The sequence below is a fragment of the Nesterenkonia aurantiaca genome, assembly GCF_004364585.1.
Classification (GTDB): Bacteria; Actinomycetota; Actinomycetes; order Actinomycetales; family Micrococcaceae; genus Nesterenkonia; species Nesterenkonia aurantiaca.
Genome location: NZ_SOAN01000002.1, coordinates 160118 through 177032 on the forward strand (window position 1 = coordinate 160118; position 16915 = coordinate 177032).

The window sequence follows — 16915 nt, forward strand, 5'->3', positions numbered from 1 at the left end:
CCCGAGGGGTGATCTGCAGATGCACCCAGGTGCGTACGTGCACTTGTGCAAAGTTATACTGATGCATAAGATGCACTAGTGCAAGAAAATCTGACGCTGCGTCGACGCAATCACCGTGACACCTGGAACGCGATCCACCAGGCCGCCTTCGCGCTGGCCTCCGCCGGTGGCCCCGGGGCAGTCACCGTGGATGAGATCTCCACTCGGGCGGGAGTCTCCCGCAGAACCTTCTTCAACTATTTCCCGGTGAAGGAGGACGCCGTGCTGGGGACGCGGTCAGCGGAGCTGGACCCGGCCGTCGTCGAACGCTTCCATGCCTCCACCGAGGATGAGCTCACCCGGGTGGTGCACCTCTTCGTCGCCGTGGTGCGGACCTGTCTGCCGGAGGAGACTGCGGCGCAGCGCCGCGAGATCATCGCCGAGCACCCGCAGCTGCGCGCCCGCCTCGCTGAGCTGCTCGCGCAGGTGGAGCGGCTGGTGTACTCCGCGGTCCATGCCGAGGCGGACCAGGGCGGGATGCACCTGCCCGAGGGCGCGGGCGCCCACGCGTTCGAGGCGCTGCTCGCGCTCGCCGGCGGCATCACCAAGTTCGCCTTCTCCAGGTATCACGAGTCCGGCGCGGAGAGCCTCGATCCCTTCATCGGCGAGACCATCGCCCTGTTCAGAAAAGTCGTGGAGACCACCCGATGACCGACCCAGAGACCGCTTCGCTGCCCAAGGCCACTCCGCCGTCCGAGGGGGAGGACGCAGCCGGTGGGGACACCTCCGGTGGCAGTGCTGCGACCGCAGGCACCCCGCCCGAGCCGGAGACCGGGCACCTGAAATGGATCTTCAGTGCCCTGATCCTCGCCATGCTGATGGCCTCCCTGGGCCAGACCGTGCTGGCCACCGCGCTGCCGACCATCGTCGGGGAGCTCGACGGGGTCGAGCACATGGCCTGGGTGATCACCGCCTTCATCCTCGCCTCCACCGTGATGATGCCGGTCTACGGCAAGCTCGGTGACATGTTCGGGCGCAAGCCGCTGTTCATCTTCGCGATCATCGCCTTCGTCATCGGCTCCGCCCTCGGCGGCGCCGCGGACAGCATGGCCCAGCTGGTCGGAGCCCGCGTGATCCAAGGCATCGGCGGCGGCGGCTTGATGATCCTGTCCCAGGCGACCATCGCCGACGTCGTGCCGGCGCGCGAGCGCGGACGCTACATGGGAGTCATGGGCGGGGTCTTCGCGTTCTCCTCGGTGGCCGGCCCGCTGCTGGGCGGCTGGCTCACCGATGGTCCCGGCTGGCGCTGGACGCTGTGGATGAACGTGCCGCTGGGCATTCTGGCGCTGATCGGGATCGTGTGGCTGCTGAAGCTGCCCGCGCGTGAGCCTGAGGCCCGCGGTCGCATCGATGTGTGGGGGATGGCGCTGCTGGGCGTGGCCACCACCGCCGTCGTGCTCGTGGCGACCTGGGGCGGCGGCGAGTTCGCCTGGACCTCCCCGATGATCCTGGGCCTGCTCGCCGTGCTCGTCGTCTCGGGCCTGCTCTTCACCTGGATCGAGTACCGGACCCCGGAGCCGATCCTGCCGCTGATGCTCTTCCGCAGCCGCAACTTCGTGCTGACCATGGTCGCCGGGCTGATCACCGGCGTGGCGATGTTCGGCGCGCTGGGCTATATGCCCACCTACCTGCAGATGGTCACCGGCTACACCCCCGCCCAGGCGGGCATGCTGATGATCCCGATGATGGGCACCCTGCTGGTGGCCTCGATCATCGTTGGGCGCCGGGTGAGCAAGTCCGGACGGTACAAGAAGACCATGGTGATCGGTAGCGTGATCACCGCGCTGGGCCTGGGCCTGCTCTCCACGGTCAGTGCCGACTCCCCGGTGATCCTGGAGTGCCTCTATCTCGGGGTGCTCGGCCTGGGACTGGGCTGCACCATGCAGCTGCTGACCCTGGTCGCGCAGAACTCCTTCGCGCTGCGCCACGTGGGCACCGCGACGGCGGGGCAGAACTACTTCCGCCAGGTCGGGGCCACGCTGGGATCGGCCGTGATCGGCTCGCTCTTCGCGACCCGGCTCACCGAGATGCTCACCGATCGGCTGCCCGCCGATGCCGCCGGCGGGGTGGGTGCGAACTCGCTGACCCCGGAGCTGGTGCGCGGGCTGCCCGATTCGATCTACACGGTGGTGGTGGAGTCCTACAATGAGGCGCTGGTGCCGTTGTTCCTCTGGATGGTGCCGCTGGCGCTGATCGCCACCGTGATGCTGCTCTTCGTGGAGGAGAAGCCGCTGGCCACGACGCTTGACCGCTGAGCCGGGTCAGCGCCCGCGCGCGCCGCGCTCCCGCGTCCCCCTCCCCGCGCCGCGCCCCCGCGCCCGGTTCCGCGCCCCCCCGCCATCGATTGTGCAATTTGATCGCCGGAACGACTGAATTCCGGTGAAAAACCTGCACAGATTGCACACTCGATGCCGGCGGGTGATCAGAGACGCGGCGGAGGCAGCGGCTCGGGCTGCGCCGCAGCACTTCTGCGCTGCCTCCAGATCACCTGCGTGAGCCGGGTGATCCCCAGGACCACCACGGTTCCCAGGGTGCTGCCGATGCCCACGAGCATGGCCCCGACGAGCCAGAGCCCGGTGCTGTCCTCGGCCGCGGCGGTCAGGCTCCACGCCACGGTGAACGACGGCGGCAGCAGCAGCACGGTGAGCCACCAGCGGCTGCGCGAGGTCCATAGGGCGATCAGCAGCAGGGTGATTCCACAGCCGATCACCTGCCAGGCCTCATAGGGCCCGTGCTCCATGCCGGTCACCGGGTCCACCTGATACTCCTGGTCCCATGCCATCCAGCCGAACCAGGCGCCGGCGGAACCCAGGATCACGAAGAGGGACCAGGCCAGGACGTGGCGCCTCGTGGAGGAGCGGTCGGTTTCGGCAGATCCGACCGGCGGAGTGGTGGTCATGGCGTCATTGTGCTGCAGGCCGGGCTAGCTACTCTGCGACACGCTGGTGCCGCCGCGGAACGATGATCTCGGCAGCGCGTGCTCGGGCCGGGCAAATCGCGTGACGCCTAGGACGACCAGTGTCCCCACGAGGCTGCCTAGCGCCATGTATGCCGCTCCCACCCACCAAAGACCGCTCTCGTCACTCCCGCTGACCGTCACGGACCAGGCCAGAGTCAGCGACGCCGGCAACAGCAGCACCGTGGGCCAGCACCGGTTCCAGGAGGTCACCACCGCGATTCCCAGGAGCAGGATCCCGCAGACGAGGAACTGCCACGGCATCGGTGGGCCCTGCTCCACCCCGGCAGCAGGGTCTTGGATGTAGCCCAGCTCCCAGGGGAGCAGGGCGAGAGAGCCGAACCAGGCTCCGGCCGTCCCCAGGACGACGAATCCCGCCCACGCCGCCACGCGGAGGGTTTGGCTCGCCCGCGAGTCGCGGGTGGCCGGGGTCGGTGGTCTGCTCGTCATAGCGTCATTATGAGACCACGCAGGACGCTCTCGCCCATCGATTGTGCAATTTGACCGCCGGGACGCGCGAATTCCGGCGAAAAACCTGCACAGATTGCACACGCGATGCCCCACGAGCACGGCGATGACGATCAGGGCTCGAGCCGAGCGTGCCTGCGCCCCTTGAGAAGTCGCTCCCACAGCATCCGCCCACCCCCACGCTTCTTCTACGCCCTGTAGTAGACTCGCCCGCATCAGCCGAGGGAAGGGGTCTTCTGTGGTCAATGCCGCGGACTTCGACCCGTCGCCGCGCCGGGTGACCGGCGCCGCGCGGCTGATTCGAGGCCTGCTGGCCGCCGCGCTGGCCATCGGCTCCGCAGCGGTCTCCCACACCGCCGCCGGGCATCACATGCCGCACTGGATCGTATTGGCCCTGGCGCTCGCGGTGAGCCTGCCCGTCTGCGCCTCCCTCGTGGCGGTCCGGCTGAGCGGAGTCAGGCTCGGTGCCGCCGTCGTGTTCAGCCAGGCGGTGCTCCACGGGCTCTTCGCCCTCTTGCCGGCCGCCAGCGCTTCCGATGGCCCCGCCGGACCCAGCGGCCCCGCAACAGAGGCCGCAACAGAGGCTGCAGCCCAGGCTGGACATGCGGCGCATGATCACAGCCTCACCATCGCCGCGGTGGCGCCGTCCAGCACGGCCGCCCAGGTGCTGCCCGACGCGCCGATGCTCCTCGCCCACGCCCTGGCGGCACTCTTCACCTTTGTGGTGTTCCGCCGCGGCGAGCTGATCCTGCAGGCACTCAGCGACCTTCTGCTGCTGCGACCGATCCTTCTGCTGTTCCTGCGCCCGATCTCGCAGACCGGGCCCCGCGCCATCTGCGCGCACGACTCCTTCTCCACCGTCATCCTGCAGGAACTCTGGCTCGGTGGCGGCGCGCAGACCCTGCGCGGTCCGCCGGTCCTCGTGAGCTGAGACCACCCTGTGGTTCCTATGGCACGACGCTGGGGACCAGTCACCTCACGACGGAAAGCATCGAACTTATGTCATCCTGCGCACCCAAAGCCCGCAACTCCACGACCGGTCGCCAGCGCGCCGGTCGGATCACCGCGCTCTCCGCAACGGCCGCCCTCGGCCTGGCGGTCACCACTATGGCGGCTCCCGCCTGGGCCCACGATTCACTCATCGCCTCCTCCCCGGAGGCAGACGCGGTGCTTCAGGAGAGCCCCGAAGAGATCACTCTGGAGTTCTCCGGCGGCGGCCTGACCACCGGGGACTCCATCGCCAATGTCATCGTGGTCACGGATGAGGGCGGTGAGAACTGGGAGGGTGAGACCGAGATCGAGGGCGCGACCATGTCCACCGAGCTCTCTGAAGAGCTTCCCGGCGGGGACTACACCGTGGCCTATCGGGTGGTCTACGCCGATGGGCACGCTGAGGAGCAGTCGTTCGGCTTCGAAGTGGCTGAATCTGAGCCGGAGCCCACCCCGGAGCCCACTCCGGAATCCACCACTGAGGCTTCAGCTCCGGAGGAGTCCGAAGCGGAGTCTGAGACCGAATCTGCTGAGCCGGCAGAGGACGACGACGTCGACTCCGCCACCGACTCCAGCACCGCTGGTCCTGATGAGGCGGACGAGCCGGCCGCAGGCGACACCGCTGCTGACACGCAGCAGGATTCCGGTCTGCCGGTCTGGGCGGTCGTGGTCGGGGGCATCGTCGTGGCAGGACTGCTCGCCGCGATCGCGACGGCTGTGCTGCGCGGGCGCAAGAATCCTCGCGCCTGACTCAGTGCTGCTCCTCGAGATCTTGAGAAGACCAGTCCAGCTGCCCTTCTGAGTGTTACGCCGGATGCTATTGAATAGAGAGATGAACTCTATGATCTCCACGATTCTCAATGTCATCTGGCTTCTCTTCGGCGGCCTGTGGCTTGCCCTGGGCTACTTCCTCGCCGGGATCGTCTGCTGTCTGCTGATCATCACGATCCCCTTCGGCATCGCGTCCTTCCGGATCGGGGTCTACGCGCTGTGGCCCTTCGGCCGCACGATCGTGGACCGCAGCCCTCGAGGTGCGGGAGCGTTCACCACGATCGGCAACGTGATCTGGGTCCTGGTGGCAGGGATCTGGATCGCGATCGGTCACGTGCTCACCGCGATCCCGATGTTCATCAGCATCATCGGGATCCCGCTGGGCATCGCGAACCTGAAGCTGATCCCGGTCTCGCTGATGCCGCTGGGCAAGGTCATCGTGCCTTCCAACGCGGTGCTGCCGACCTACCGCCACGCCTGAACCCTCGGTGCGCGAGGTCGACGGCGGGTCGCCGGCGCCGCGTGATGGGCCTCGGCCTCAGCCCTTGAGCAGGATCTTGCGCATGCCCCAGGAGATCGGGGCCTTCGCCAGCCGGGTCGGGTCGAAGCCAGGCAGCTTGCGCAGCACCCCGCGCTCGTGGCTGAAGGTCGCCACGCTGTACTCCCCGTGATACCGGCCCGTGCCGCTGGCGCCGACTCCACCAAAGGGCAGGGTGGACACCGCAAGCTGCGTCAACACGGTGTTGAAGGTGATGCCACCGGATGAGGTCTGCGCGAGAAAGTCCTCGCGCACCTCTTCCCGCTCGGTGAAGGCGTAGAGCGCCAGCGGCTTCGGTCGCGCATTGATGAACTCGATGGCCCCCTGGTGATCGGTCACCGTGAGGATCGGCAGGATAGGACCGAAGATCTCCTCCTGCATCACCGCGGAGTCGGGCTCGACGTCGAGCAGCACCGTGGGTGCGACGTAACGGTCAGAGACCTTCGCGGTGCCGCCGATGACCGCTCGGCCGGAGTCCAGCAGCCCGGCGAGGCGCTGGGCATGGCGCTCATTGATGATCCGCCCGTAGTTCTCGGCGCTGGCCGGCTCCGGGCCGAAGGCGCGGCGGGTGACCCGGGCGATCTCCTGAGCCAGCGGCTCGGCGAGCTCGAGGGTGGTCAGCAGGTAGTCCGGGGCGACGCAGGTCTGGCCGCAGTTGCTGAATTTGCCCCACACCAGCGACTCGGCAGCGGCGGTGAGATCGGCTGAGGAATCGATCCAGACCGGGGACTTGCCGCCGAGCTCCAGCGTCACCGGGGTCAGGTGCTTGGCCGCGGCGGCCATGACGATCGCGGCCACCGTGCCGTTGCCGGTGTAGAAGATGTGGTCGAAGGGGTGCTCCAGCAGTCGGGTGGTCTCCTCGACTCCGCCCTCCACCACCTGCACGGCCTCGGCGTCGAGGTACTGCGGAATCAGCTCCGCCACGGTCGCCGAGACTGCCGGTGCCAGCTCACTGGGCTTGAGCACCACGGAGTTTCCCGCCGCCAGTGCACCGATCAGCGGCATCAGGAGCAGGTGGAACGGGTAGTTCCAGGGCCCGATGATCAGCACCGTGCCCAGCGGCTGGCGCTGAACATGCGCCCGAGCACTGCCCACGAGGAACGGGACCGAGGTGCTGCGATTCCGAGTCCAGCGTTCAAGGTGCTTCAGGGTCTGCTTGACCTCGGACTTCACCGAGAGGACCTCGGTGAGGTGAGCGTCGACGTCGTTCTTCCCCAGGTCCGCCGCCATGGCCGCATGAATCGCCGGTGCCTGCTCCTCCAGCAGCCGCAGGATGCCCTGCAGCTGATCACGACGCCAGTCCAGCGAGCGGGTGCGGCCGGTGGTGAAGGCTGCCTTCGTCCCGGTGACGCAGGCGTCCACGGCGGCGACGGGTGTAGAGACCTGCTTGACGGGAGTGCTGCGCACCTCGGCTGGGATGTATGGCGTCATGGAGCGAACCTCTCGGGTCTGGGGGTCTTCCCCACCCTACAGATCTCGAGCCCGCGCGCACCCGGATTTCGACAGGGGCTAACACCACGGTGACTCACATTGCGTTAGAAGCCCTAATAGTTGTACTTTCTAACTGTAAGGTCGATGAAGACGAACGTGCGTGACTTCAACACGGGGCAGCCGCCACAGGGCATGGAGAGATCAGATGAGTGCACAACGAGTCCCCGGCAGCATGGTCCCGCCGGCACACACGGCTCCGCAGCCCCTCCGGGAGCGGACGCGCGGCACCGCGGCCCCCGAGGCGGCCCGCCGACTGCGCTGCACGCGCTATGACCAGATGGCCAAGGCGGCCTCCGCCGGGCTGATGGCGCACCCGCACGTGGAATCCGCGATCGTCGAGATCTCCGGCGACGACGCCGACCTGGTCTTCCACCTGAACTGCACGATCAAGGCCGATTCTGATCCCTCGGATCTGATGGAGACGGTCTCGAACGGCGTGATCTCGAACATCGAGCGCATGCTCGGCACCGAGTTCTCCTCCCGACGCCTCCACTTCAATCGCAGCCTCTACAGCGCCACCTGAGCCAGATTCCAGGGCAGCGATGCCCTGCCACGCCACTTTGAGGAGCCTGCCATGGAGACCATGCTGGTCCAGACGTTCAACGCCTTCTTCCTGGCCGCCGTGGTGCTCTCCGTGCCGGTGCTGATCGTCGCCGGAATCTGGGTGGCAGCCGTGGAGCTCCGCCGCCCGGACCGCGCAGCGGCAGAGCTTCAGTCCGAGACTCGGACGGCCCACCAGTCCTGAGCTCAGTGCAGGAACTCGGTCTGCGCCACGCTCGGGGTAGCTGGACCGAGGATATCGATCAGCATGTCGCGATCCTCATAGCTGCCATGCAGGATCCATCCGGGCACGGCCCGCAGGTCTGCCCGGATCTGCTGCGCTGAACGGAACGCCTGCGCATCGGGGTGTCGCCAGTGCACCGACACCAGATGCCCGCCGGGTTCCAAGGTCTTCGCCGCGCGCCCCCGGACGGCCGCCCACTGGGCGTCGTTGAGGTAGTAGGCCAGCTCGCTGAGCAGGATCAGGTCGATCGCCCCGGCGGGCCAGTCCTCGATGCTGGACTGCTGGAATGTCACATTCTCGGCCCCGACCCGCTGCGCCGCCGTGTGCAGCGCTGCGCCAGAGATGTCGGTGGCCAGGACCTCGTCACAGCGCTGTGCGAGCAGCTCGGTGATCCCACCGATGGAGCACCCTGGTTCGAAGGCGCGGCGGTAGCGAGCTCTCGGGAGCACCGCCATGGTCAGCGCGTATTTGCGCTGCTCGTACCAGCGGCTGGTCACTCCCCAGGGGTCTGAATCCTGGGCGTGCAGGCCTTCGAAGTCCAGCGGCGTTCCCGGAAACACGATCTGGCGATCCCGCAGCACGGTCTGAAGCATGCTCGCGGTGAGCACCGGCTCTCCGGGGTTTCGGTCTGCCGGGGTGCCGTGCTCGGTCCCCAGCTGGGACACGAAGGCGGCGACGGCGCGGCCCCGGGCCTGGGTCAGCTCGGCGTCGATCGGGATGGAGCGCGCCGCGGACCAGGAGATCTCTGGCTCCGCCGGGCTCGATCCGGTCATCGGCTCCGAGTCCTGCGCGGGGTGCAGTCCTGGCGGCGTGCTGTGCATCCAGAGCCACACCGGATACTGCACCAGAGGTGCGTTGTGCTGCGCCGCTGCGGAGGCGGCAGCCTCGCCACAGGCGTCGTGATCGGGGTGTCCGTCGCGAGAGAGCGGAGCCGCCAGGACGGTGCCGCCGGGCATCTGCCTCAGCGCGGCACCGATCGCCGCAGTGAGCGGGGCCCGGTGGTCGGCGAGCGCGCCGTCGGGCAGGTGCAGCCGCTGGCGCTGCAGGCTTCCCGCGCCGCGCGGGCCCGGAGTGAGTCCGCGCAGCTCCTCCAAGGCGGACTCGGACTCGGTGGTGCGGATCTCGGCGAGCCGTTCTGGGGGTATGACCTGAGGTGGATGCGACCCGGTGCCGTCGCTGGCGGCCAGGATCTGCACCGGGGAGCCGCTGCGCAGACCTGCCGCGATCAGCGCCGCGGCGCCGAGGATCTCGTCATCGGGGTGCGGAGCGACCACCAGCAGCCCGGGCAGGTTGTGCGGGATCCAGCGCCCTGCAGGGTCTACCTCGCCGATGCCCCATTCTGGGACGCCGGCATCGTAGCGATCCAGGGCGGCGCGGGTGTTGCGTGGGGTCTGGGCGCCGTGGAAGGTCGCCGCGGTCTCACCAGGTGTCATGGCCGTCCCCGATCAGCTGGTCCCAGCCGAGCCCGTGCTCGGCCAGGACCGCTGGCAGTGCCGCTTCGTCGGTCTCGGCGTGGCACTGGCGGATGTAGACGCTGAGATCGGCGACTCGCTGGGCATGGATCGCGTCCGAGGCGAGCGGGCCCGGTCCGAGGGCGCGCCCGCTGCGGTCGATGATCTCGGCGGCCAGCCGGTCGATGTAGGTGCGCACCGCGAAGGCCTGTGCCTTGGCCAGAGCAAGGTTGTGCGGATCGGCGTCCACGGCGCGGGCGGTGCTGCTCAGCAGCGCCCAGCCGGCGGTGAGCCCGGCGGCCGCAGCCCCGGCGTGGGCTCGCAGCAGCGACGAGGCCTTGGGTGCGGCGGCCCGGCTGAGCAGGGGTGCTGCGACGGCGCGCGCCGCGCCGTACCAGCAGGCGGCCACTCCGATGCCGCCGTGCCAGAAGCCGGAACGTTCCAGGTAGTCCGCATGGGTGCCCAGCGCGGTGGCGGGCACCTGCTCGAAGGACACCCAGCCCGAGTCGCTGGCCGCCATCCCGACCGCATGCCAGGTCTCGGGCACCGGGGTGACGCCGGGGGAGGAGAGGTTCACCGCGAAGAGCAGCTTCTGCGCCGCTGCCCCCGGGGAGTCGGGCAAGACGGTCGCGGTGACCAGCGCGTGGCTGCACAACGAGGCCCCCGAGCACCAGGGTTTGGTGCCGCTCAGGGTCCAGCCCGCGCCGCTGCGCGTTGCGGTGAGCACCGGCATCGGCGGCTCTGCGGCCCAGACGCCCCAGAGCTCACCGGCGGAGACCAGCTCGGGGTAGCCGAGGTCTGTGCCGATCGCGACCGCGTCGGCGTGGGCCTCATAGAGCCGGCCCACCACGGTGTTCTGCGCGGTGATTCCGGCCAGCCGGCGCCAGCGCGCCTGCGTCTCACCACGCCCGGGCAGCTCGGGAAGGGGCGTGTGAAGCTGCTCGTGCACTTCGTGCAGAAGATCGGTCATGCGTGCAGGGCTCCCAGGGTCTGAGCGAATCCGCGCGGAGCGCGGCCGGTGGTGCGCCGGGAGGTCATCACCGGCATATCGGTGGCCGTGACGAGCACGGCGTCACTGCGGCGCAGCCTGGTCACCAGATCGACATCCTCATCATCGGCCAGGCTGCTGAACCCGTTCACCGCACGATAGGCCTGTGCGGTGAATGCCAGATTCGCGCCATGGATGTGGCTGTGCCGACTGCCGGTGATCTGCTGTGCGTAGTCAGCCGCCCAGGCGCGGCCCACCGGGTCTGTTCCGAGGACCGGAGCCAGGATCACCGTACCGAGCACGACGTCGGCGCCGCGGTCCCGATGCTCGGCCTGCCGGGAGAACCAGTCGAGCGGAACCTGGCTGTCGGCGTCGGTGGTGGCGAGCCACGGCTCACCTGCAGGTGTCGAGGCATCGGTGGTCGTCGGTGAGTCACGGGAGTCTGCCGGTCGGCTCAGCGCGTGATCGAACCCGGCGGCGCGTGCGGCACCGACGTTGTTGGCCTCGATCACGACCACCTCGGCCCCTGCTGAGCGCGCGAGCCTCGCCGTCTCGTCGGTGCACGCGTCAGCCACGACGATCAATCGAAGCCATATGCCGGCATGGAGTGCTGAGGCTCGCACCGCGGTGAGTGCGGCCTCGATGGTTCCGGCCTCATCATGGGCAGGCATCACCACGATCACGGACGGGCTCTGCGCGGAAGGGTCGGTCACAGATTGATTCTAGGCTCATGAGCGAGGTGGGAGTCACCGCTGTCCGGAGCTTAGGTCCTGGCTTCAGATCGGATCGCCCGGGGCGCCGAAGGCCGGTTCACCCCGGCGCCGGCGCAGCAGCTCGGCCTCCTCGTCGAGGCTGAGTCCTGATCGTCGTGGTCGCAGGGGCCCGCGCAGCCGCCCATCTTCAAGCCCCCGGTGCCGCCGAGAATCAAGATCCGCCCCATGGGTCGATCCAACGCGGAGACCGGGGCCGGGACAACAGTGTTTCGCTCTCAGCGGCAGGTCAGCATCGAATGAGTCGGCGCCGGGACCGTCAGCGGTGATCCTCCAGAAGCGCCTTGAGTGCCTCCTTGTGCGCAAGATACGCCTCACGCCCGGCAGGGGTCAGGGCGAGCATCAACCGGGATCGACCCTGGAAGACGAAGGACTCTTCGCTGAGGTATCCGGCGTCGGTGAGCTGACTCAGATGCTTGCTCAGCGCCGATTTCGAGAGTCCGGTGCGCTCTTGGATCTCGCCGAACTCGATGCCCGAGGCCTGGGAGAGCATCGCGCAGATCCGCAATCGATGCGGGGCGTGGATCAGCGCGTCGAAGGTCGGCTCAGGCGCCACGATGCCGCCGCTGATACGGGATGCCGATGGCGAGGAGTCCCGCGGCGAGGATGATGCCGCCGGCGAGCCAGACCCAGGAGCCCAGGACGTCATCCAACAGGATCGCAGCGACCGGCAGGGCTCCTGCCACCAAGCCTGCCGCGCAGACCTTGACCCACGGCACAGAGGTGCCCCGGTACCCCGGCTGGTGGAAGCTGAACCTTCCCACGAGCGCTCCGATTCCGACCGCGAGCAGCACGATCACGGCAGCCTGGAGGATGCGCAGCGTCGGGTTCAGGTCGCCCAGCGCATTGAGGCTGAAGAGTGCCAGGATCAGCCCGGCGAGGCTCGGGAAGTACCAGGCAGGAACCGGCCGGTTGATGGTGGCCTGTTCCTCCTGCTCGGCCGCGTCCAGGGCGCGGCGGGCCTCCTCCGGGGTCGGTGTTGATCGCTGTGTTTCCATGAGAGAAACACTAGCGAGTTTCCTGCATGGAAACAAGAGGTGGGCTGATGTGTCTCGGCTCTCCCTGCCAGGTCCAGGGGAATTTCCCCGGAGCTATCCCGCTTCCACCGAACATGACTTCCCCCGCAGAAACCCCCGCACCCAGGACCGCGCTGATCGTCGGCGCCTCTGGGATCACCGGCTCGGCGATCGCCCGCCAGCTCATCGATGAAGACTGGGAGGTCATCGCGCTCTCGCGCAGCGCCTCCTCAGCCCCGGGCATCCGCGGTGTCGCCGCCGATCTTCGTGACCCCGAGAGCCTGCGCAGCGCGCTGGCCGCAGAGCGCCCCACCCACGTGTTCTTCACTGCCTGGCAGAAGCAGGACTCCGAGGCCGAGAACATCACGGTCAACGGCGGCATGCTGCGCGATCTGCTGGCCGCCCTGACGCACGCCCCGCTGCAGCACGTGGCGCTGGTGACCGGGCTCAAGCACTACCTGGGCCCCTTCGAGGCCTACGCCGCCGGAGAGACTCCAGATACGCCCTTCCACGAGGAGGAGCCGCGCCTGGAGACCCCCAACTTCTATTACGCGCAGGAGGACGAGCTCTTCGCCGCTGCGTCCAAGCAGGGGTTCCACTTCTCGGTGCACCGTGCACACACGATCATCGGCCACGCCGTGGGCAACGCCATGAACATGGGCCTGACCATCGCCGTGCAGGCCACGCTGGCCAAGGAGCTCGACCTCGACTTCGTCTTCCCGGGCAGTGAGCAGCAGTGGAACGGGCTGACCGATATGACCGATGCCGGGCTGCTCGCCGAACAGATGATCTGGGCGTCCACCGATCCCAACGGATCCGATGAGGCATTCAACATCGTCAACGGCGATGTGTTCCGCTGGCGCTGGATGTGGCCCCGGCTCGCCGCAGATCTCGGCGTGCCCGACGAGCGCGTCGTCGGCTACGCCGAGGCGCCGCGTCCGCTGGAGCAGCAGATGGCCCCGCATGAGGCGGCATGGCCGGGCATCGCCGAGAAGCACGGACTCGTGGAATCCAACATCAGCCGGCTCGCCTCCTGGTGGCACACCGACGCCGACCTGGGCCGGGACATGGAGGTCGTCACGGATATGGGCAAGAGCCGAGACGCCGGATTCCGCTCCCACCGCCGCACCGAGCAGGCGTTCAAGGATCTCTTCGCTCGGTACCGCGCGGATCGCGTCATCCCCTGAACGGATGCCCCGCTGAGAAGCATGACCTGTCGAAAAGCACGCCGGTCGCGAGGAATGATCGGCTGAGCTGTGCGCTCAGTCCCGGACCGCGGCCACGGCCTCGATCTCCACGAGCTGTGCATCGTAGCCGAGCACCGTCACTCCGAGCAGCGTGCTGGGCGAATCGTGGTCACCGAAGGCCTCGCGCACCACGCGCCAGGCGGTGACCAGGTCCGCCTGGCGGGTCGAGGCGACCAGGACCCGGGTGCTCACCACGTCGTGGAGCCCAGCCCCGGCCTCGTCCAACGCGGTGCGCAGGTTCGCCACACACTGCTCCGCCTGGGCGGCGTAGTCGCCGGCCCCCACGGTGGCGCCCTCCCGGTCCAGCGGGCACGCCCCGGCCAGGAAGATCAGCCGCGCATCGGCGGGGGCGGTGGCCGCATAGGCGTACTCCACGGACCCCGCGAGCGAGGGCGACCTGATGAGCGTGACGGCGGTCGGCAAGGGGTGGCTCCTTCTGTGAGGTGGCAGGGGTGGGTTGCCAGCGTCGTGCCTAGCTGTCTAGCTGTCTAGCTGTCTAGCTGCCTAGCGGCGTGGCGCGGTGTGAGGATTCGAGGCGCGGCCTGCGTAGAGTGCCAGCTTCAGCAGCTCGGTGAGCACCAGCACCAGCACCCCTGAACTGAGCGTGATCAGCAGGTAGAACGGGTCCAGCACCGCGGTGTCGAAGATCGTGTGCAGCCAGGGCAGGTAGATGAACCCGACCTGCAAGAGGGTCAGCGCCGCGACCATCAGCCAGGCGAGCTTGTTCTTGAACAAGACCGAGGGGCGCAGGCTGAACTTCTCCAGGGACTTCACGCTGAAGAGGTAGAAGACCTGACAGACCACCAGCACCGTCGTGGCCAGGGTGCGGGCCACCTCGAGATCGTCGCCGGCGTCGATGCGCCAGCGGAACACGATGATCGTCACCGCGGCGATCAGCAGCGAGACCACCGCGATCTGCACCACGTGCCGGGTCTCCACGATTCCGGCGTCTGGGTCGCGGGGCCTGCGCCGCATGATGCCGTCCTCGGCGGGCTCGAAGGCGAACGCGAAGGCCAGCGTGACACCGGTGACCATGTTGACCCAGAGCACCTGAAGCGGGGTCAGCGGCAGGGTCCAGCCGAAGGCCACAGCGAAGAGCACCACCGTGGCCTGGGCGCCGTTGGTGGGCAGCAGGAAGACCAGCGCCTTGCGCAGATTGTCATAGATCCGGCGGCCCTCCTCCACCGCTGCCTCGATGGTGGTGAAGTTGTCATCGGCGAGCACCACCTCGGCGGCGTCCTTGGTGACCTCGGTGCCCTTGAGGCCCATGGCGACGCCGACGTCGGCCCGGCGCAGCGCGGGGGCGTCGTTGACGCCGTCGCCGGTCATCGCCACCACTTCACCCTCGGCCTGCAGGGCGCGGACCAGTCGCAGCTTGTGCTCCGGGGAGGTGCGGGCGAACACGTGGTGGCGCTGGGCCAGCGTCCGCAGCTCCTCGTCATCGGTGGCCTCCAGCTCAGCGCCGGAGATGGCGCCCTGACCGTTGTCGATGCCCATCTGCAGCGCGATCGCGGTGGCGGTGCCGGCATGGTCTCCGGTGATCATCTTCACCTGGATTCCGGCGTCGTGGCAGACCTTGATCGCATCGATGGCCTCCTGCCTGGGCGGATCCACGATCCCGACCACACCGACGAAGATCAGCTCCTCACCGAGGGATTCCATGCGCAGGGACTCGCGGTCCTGGGCCTGGGCCGGGCGGCAGGCGGCTGCCAGGACGCGCAGGCCATCCGCAGAGAGGGCGTCGATGTGTTCGTTCCATGCCTCGGCGTCGAGCGCAGCGGTCTGGCCCTGCGCGGTGAGCTGGGTGCTGGAGCGGGCCAACAGCCGGTCCGGGGCGCCCTTGACCAGCACGAAGGTCTCACCCTCAGGCAGCGCCGCCGTAGTGGCCATGAGCTTGTTCTCGGAGCTGAACGGCAGCGTGGCCAGTCGTGAGGCGGCGTCGTCGTCGAAGGCGAGCTTGCCCGCCAGGGATTTCAGCGCGCCCTCGGTGGGCTCCCCGGCGATGGTCCAGCTGCCGGCCTCGTTGCGAATCAGCTCGGTGTCATTGGTCAGGCTCATGATCTCCACGAAGCGGCGCAGCCCAGAATGCTCCAGGGTGACCCGCTGCCCGTCCAGGGTGACCTCGCCCTCCGGGATGTAGCCGGTCCCGGAGACCTCGAAGGTCTCATCGGCGAGGACGAGGCGCTCGGCAGTCATCTCGTTCTTGGTCAGCGTGCCGGTCTTGTCTGAACAGATGGTGGTCACGCTGCCCAGGGTCTGCACGGCGGAGAGCTTGCGGGTGATCGCGTTGCGCCTGGCCATGGTCTGCACGCCGAGCGCCAGGGTGATGGTGATCAGCGCCGGCAGGCCCTCCGGGATCGCGGCCACGGCGAACCCGGCGGCGGCCTGGAGCAGCTCGGCGATCGGGGTGCCGTGCAGGCCCCAGCCCAGACTCACCAGCAGCAGCGTCAGCACCAGCACGCCCAGGGAGAGCATCTTGCCGAATCGGGCGATCTGGCGGGTCAGCGGAGTCTCCAGGGTCTCGACCTCGGACATCATCGTGTTGATGCGCCCGATCTCGGTGTTCTCGCCGGTGCCGACGACGACGCCGGTCGCGGTCCCCGAGGTCAACATGGTGCCGGAGAACGCCATTGAGGTGCGGTCACCCAGGGGAGCGCCCTGCTCGCTGGTCTCGGTGGTCTTCTCGGACGGGACGGATTCACCGGTGAGCGCCGATTCCTCGATGGCCAGCTCGGCGGTGTCGATGAGGCGGACATCGGCGGGGACCTTGTCCCCGGTCCGCAGCCGGACGATGTCTCCGGGAACGACCAGCTCGGCGTCCACCGTGGCCCAGGAGCCCTCGCGACGGACATCTGCGCTGGGCGAGAGCATGTTCCGGATGCCCTCCAGGGCGCGCTCGGCGCGGCCCTCCTGCAGGAAGCCCACGACCGCGTTGATCACGACCACCAGCAGGATCACGATGGTGTCGGCCCAGTGCTGCAGCAGCGCGGTGAGTCCGGCGGCGCCGATGAGCACGTAGATCAACACGTCGTTGAAGTGCTTGATGAACCGGATGAAGGGGTGGTCCTGAGCCGGGTCCGGAAGCCGGTTCGGGCCGTGCTGTTCCAGGCTCGCCGCGGCTGCCTCGGAGCTGAGTCCCTGTTCGGGGTCAACCTCCAGGCGGCGCAGCACCTCCTGGTGCTCAAGCGCGTAGGCCGAGGCGACGTCCTCGGCGGAGGCGGCTGCGACGTCGGCTCCCGTGGTCTCGCGCGTGGACGGTGTCTGGGCGGGTGATCTCACAACGATTCCTTCGTCCCCGGGGTCAACGAGTGCTCCTAAGCCTACGGGTGCTGCGTGCAGAGCGTGCGCGGGGGCCGCTCGGCCAAGTGAGTCCTCCCGACGACGAACGCCCCGCCGCGCGGAGCTC

Annotated in this window: 18 protein-coding genes; 8 read left to right on the forward strand and 10 right to left on the reverse strand. The window is 68.4% G+C overall.

All coding sequences use genetic code 11. The features are described 5' to 3' along the window. The first annotated feature begins 78 nt into the window (after positions 1 to 78). Positions 79 to 690 (forward strand): TetR family transcriptional regulator, encoded by a 612-nt coding sequence (locus EV640_RS13695; protein ID WP_051501274.1) that lies wholly within the window; start codon positions 79 to 81, stop codon positions 688 to 690. After that, entirely contained in the window at positions 687 to 2294 is a 1608-nt protein-coding gene (locus tag EV640_RS03750; RefSeq protein ID WP_133725845.1) for an MDR family MFS transporter, read from the forward strand. Before EV640_RS13695 ends, EV640_RS03750 begins: the two co-directional genes overlap by 4 nt. A gap of 167 nt (positions 2295 to 2461) precedes the next feature. Here the strand turns inward: EV640_RS03750 and EV640_RS03755 are convergent, their stop codons facing one another. Together EV640_RS03755 and EV640_RS03760 are read right to left on the reverse strand one after the other, a co-directional pair. Beyond that, positions 2462 to 2938: a hypothetical protein gene (locus EV640_RS03755; RefSeq protein ID WP_051501378.1), complete on the reverse strand. Its 477-nt coding sequence runs from the start codon at positions 2936 to 2938 to the stop codon at positions 2462 to 2464. A gap of 24 nt (positions 2939 to 2962) precedes the next feature. Then, positions 2963 to 3445, reverse strand: a complete 483-nt coding sequence (locus tag EV640_RS03760) for a hypothetical protein (RefSeq protein WP_133725846.1) — start codon at positions 3443 to 3445, stop codon at positions 2963 to 2965. A 256-nt stretch (positions 3446 to 3701) separates the two neighbouring features. Between EV640_RS03760 and EV640_RS03765 the strand changes: the two genes are divergently transcribed. From EV640_RS03765 to EV640_RS03775, 3 genes are all read left to right on the forward strand, one after another. After that, positions 3702 to 4394 carry a hypothetical protein gene (locus tag EV640_RS03765; protein WP_133725847.1) on the forward strand — a complete coding sequence of 231 codons (693 nt, stop codon included), beginning with the start codon at positions 3702 to 3704 and terminating at the stop codon, positions 4392 to 4394. Between the two features lie 68 nt (positions 4395 to 4462). Then, positions 4463 to 5203: a copper resistance CopC family protein gene (locus EV640_RS03770; protein WP_051501380.1), complete on the forward strand. Its 741-nt coding sequence runs from the start codon at positions 4463 to 4465 to the stop codon at positions 5201 to 5203. Between the two features lie 94 nt (positions 5204 to 5297). Further along, positions 5298 to 5705 carry a YccF domain-containing protein gene (locus EV640_RS03775; protein WP_036477075.1) on the forward strand — a complete coding sequence of 136 codons (408 nt, stop codon included), beginning with the start codon at positions 5298 to 5300 and terminating at the stop codon, positions 5703 to 5705. Between the two features lie 57 nt (positions 5706 to 5762). Here the strand turns inward: EV640_RS03775 and EV640_RS03780 are convergent, their stop codons facing one another. Continuing rightward, positions 5763 to 7193 carry an aldehyde dehydrogenase family protein gene (locus EV640_RS03780; protein ID WP_051501381.1) on the reverse strand — a complete coding sequence of 477 codons (1431 nt, stop codon included), beginning with the start codon at positions 7191 to 7193 and terminating at the stop codon, positions 5763 to 5765. A gap of 205 nt (positions 7194 to 7398) precedes the next feature. On the opposite strand from EV640_RS03780, the gene EV640_RS03785 reads away from it, so the two are divergent. Further along, the gene (locus tag EV640_RS03785; RefSeq protein WP_133725848.1) at positions 7399 to 7776 is read left to right on the forward strand and encodes a hypothetical protein; all 378 of its coding nucleotides are present in this window, start codon (positions 7399 to 7401) and stop codon (positions 7774 to 7776) included. Between the two features lie 51 nt (positions 7777 to 7827). Continuing rightward, the gene (locus EV640_RS13560; protein ID WP_166645865.1) at positions 7828 to 7998 is read left to right on the forward strand and encodes a hypothetical protein; all 171 of its coding nucleotides are present in this window, start codon (positions 7828 to 7830) and stop codon (positions 7996 to 7998) included. 2 nt (positions 7999 to 8000) lie between these two features. On the opposite strand, the gene EV640_RS03790 is transcribed toward EV640_RS13560, so the two are convergent. From EV640_RS03790 to EV640_RS03810, 5 genes are all read right to left on the reverse strand, one after another. Further along, positions 8001 to 9470: a bifunctional PIG-L family deacetylase/class I SAM-dependent methyltransferase gene (locus EV640_RS03790; RefSeq protein WP_133725849.1), complete on the reverse strand. Its 1470-nt coding sequence runs from the start codon at positions 9468 to 9470 to the stop codon at positions 8001 to 8003. After that, positions 9457 to 10458, reverse strand: coding sequence for an acyl-CoA dehydrogenase family protein (locus tag EV640_RS03795; protein ID WP_133725850.1), 1002 nt, complete (start codon positions 10456 to 10458; stop codon positions 9457 to 9459). Before EV640_RS03795 ends, EV640_RS03790 begins: the two co-directional genes overlap by 14 nt. Continuing rightward, on the reverse strand, positions 10455 to 11189 hold the full coding sequence (locus tag EV640_RS03800; RefSeq protein ID WP_036477037.1) for a glycosyltransferase family 2 protein: 735 nt from the start codon (positions 11187 to 11189) through the stop codon (positions 10455 to 10457). The genes EV640_RS03795 and EV640_RS03800 overlap by 4 nt, the downstream gene beginning before the upstream one ends. A 316-nt stretch (positions 11190 to 11505) precedes the next feature. Next, complete coding sequence (locus EV640_RS03805) at positions 11506 to 11802, reverse strand: transcriptional regulator (RefSeq protein ID WP_200869334.1); 297 nt, start codon at positions 11800 to 11802, stop codon at positions 11506 to 11508. Then, positions 11792 to 12244, reverse strand: a complete 453-nt coding sequence (locus EV640_RS03810; protein ID WP_036477039.1) for a hypothetical protein — start codon at positions 12242 to 12244, stop codon at positions 11792 to 11794. Before EV640_RS03810 ends, EV640_RS03805 begins: the two co-directional genes overlap by 11 nt. A gap of 113 nt (positions 12245 to 12357) precedes the next feature. Between EV640_RS03810 and EV640_RS03815 the strand changes: the two genes are divergently transcribed. Beyond that, the gene (locus EV640_RS03815; protein ID WP_036477041.1) at positions 12358 to 13449 is read left to right on the forward strand and encodes an SDR family oxidoreductase; all 1092 of its coding nucleotides are present in this window, start codon (positions 12358 to 12360) and stop codon (positions 13447 to 13449) included. Between the two features lie 75 nt (positions 13450 to 13524). Here the strand turns inward: EV640_RS03815 and EV640_RS03820 are convergent, their stop codons facing one another. Then, complete coding sequence (locus EV640_RS03820) at positions 13525 to 13932, reverse strand: RidA family protein (RefSeq protein ID WP_036477044.1); 408 nt, start codon at positions 13930 to 13932, stop codon at positions 13525 to 13527. An 81-nt stretch (positions 13933 to 14013) separates the two neighbouring features. After that, positions 14014 to 16788, reverse strand: coding sequence for an HAD-IC family P-type ATPase (locus EV640_RS03825; RefSeq protein WP_133725851.1), 2775 nt, complete (start codon positions 16786 to 16788; stop codon positions 14014 to 14016). Between the last annotated feature and the right edge of the window lie 127 nt (positions 16789 to 16915).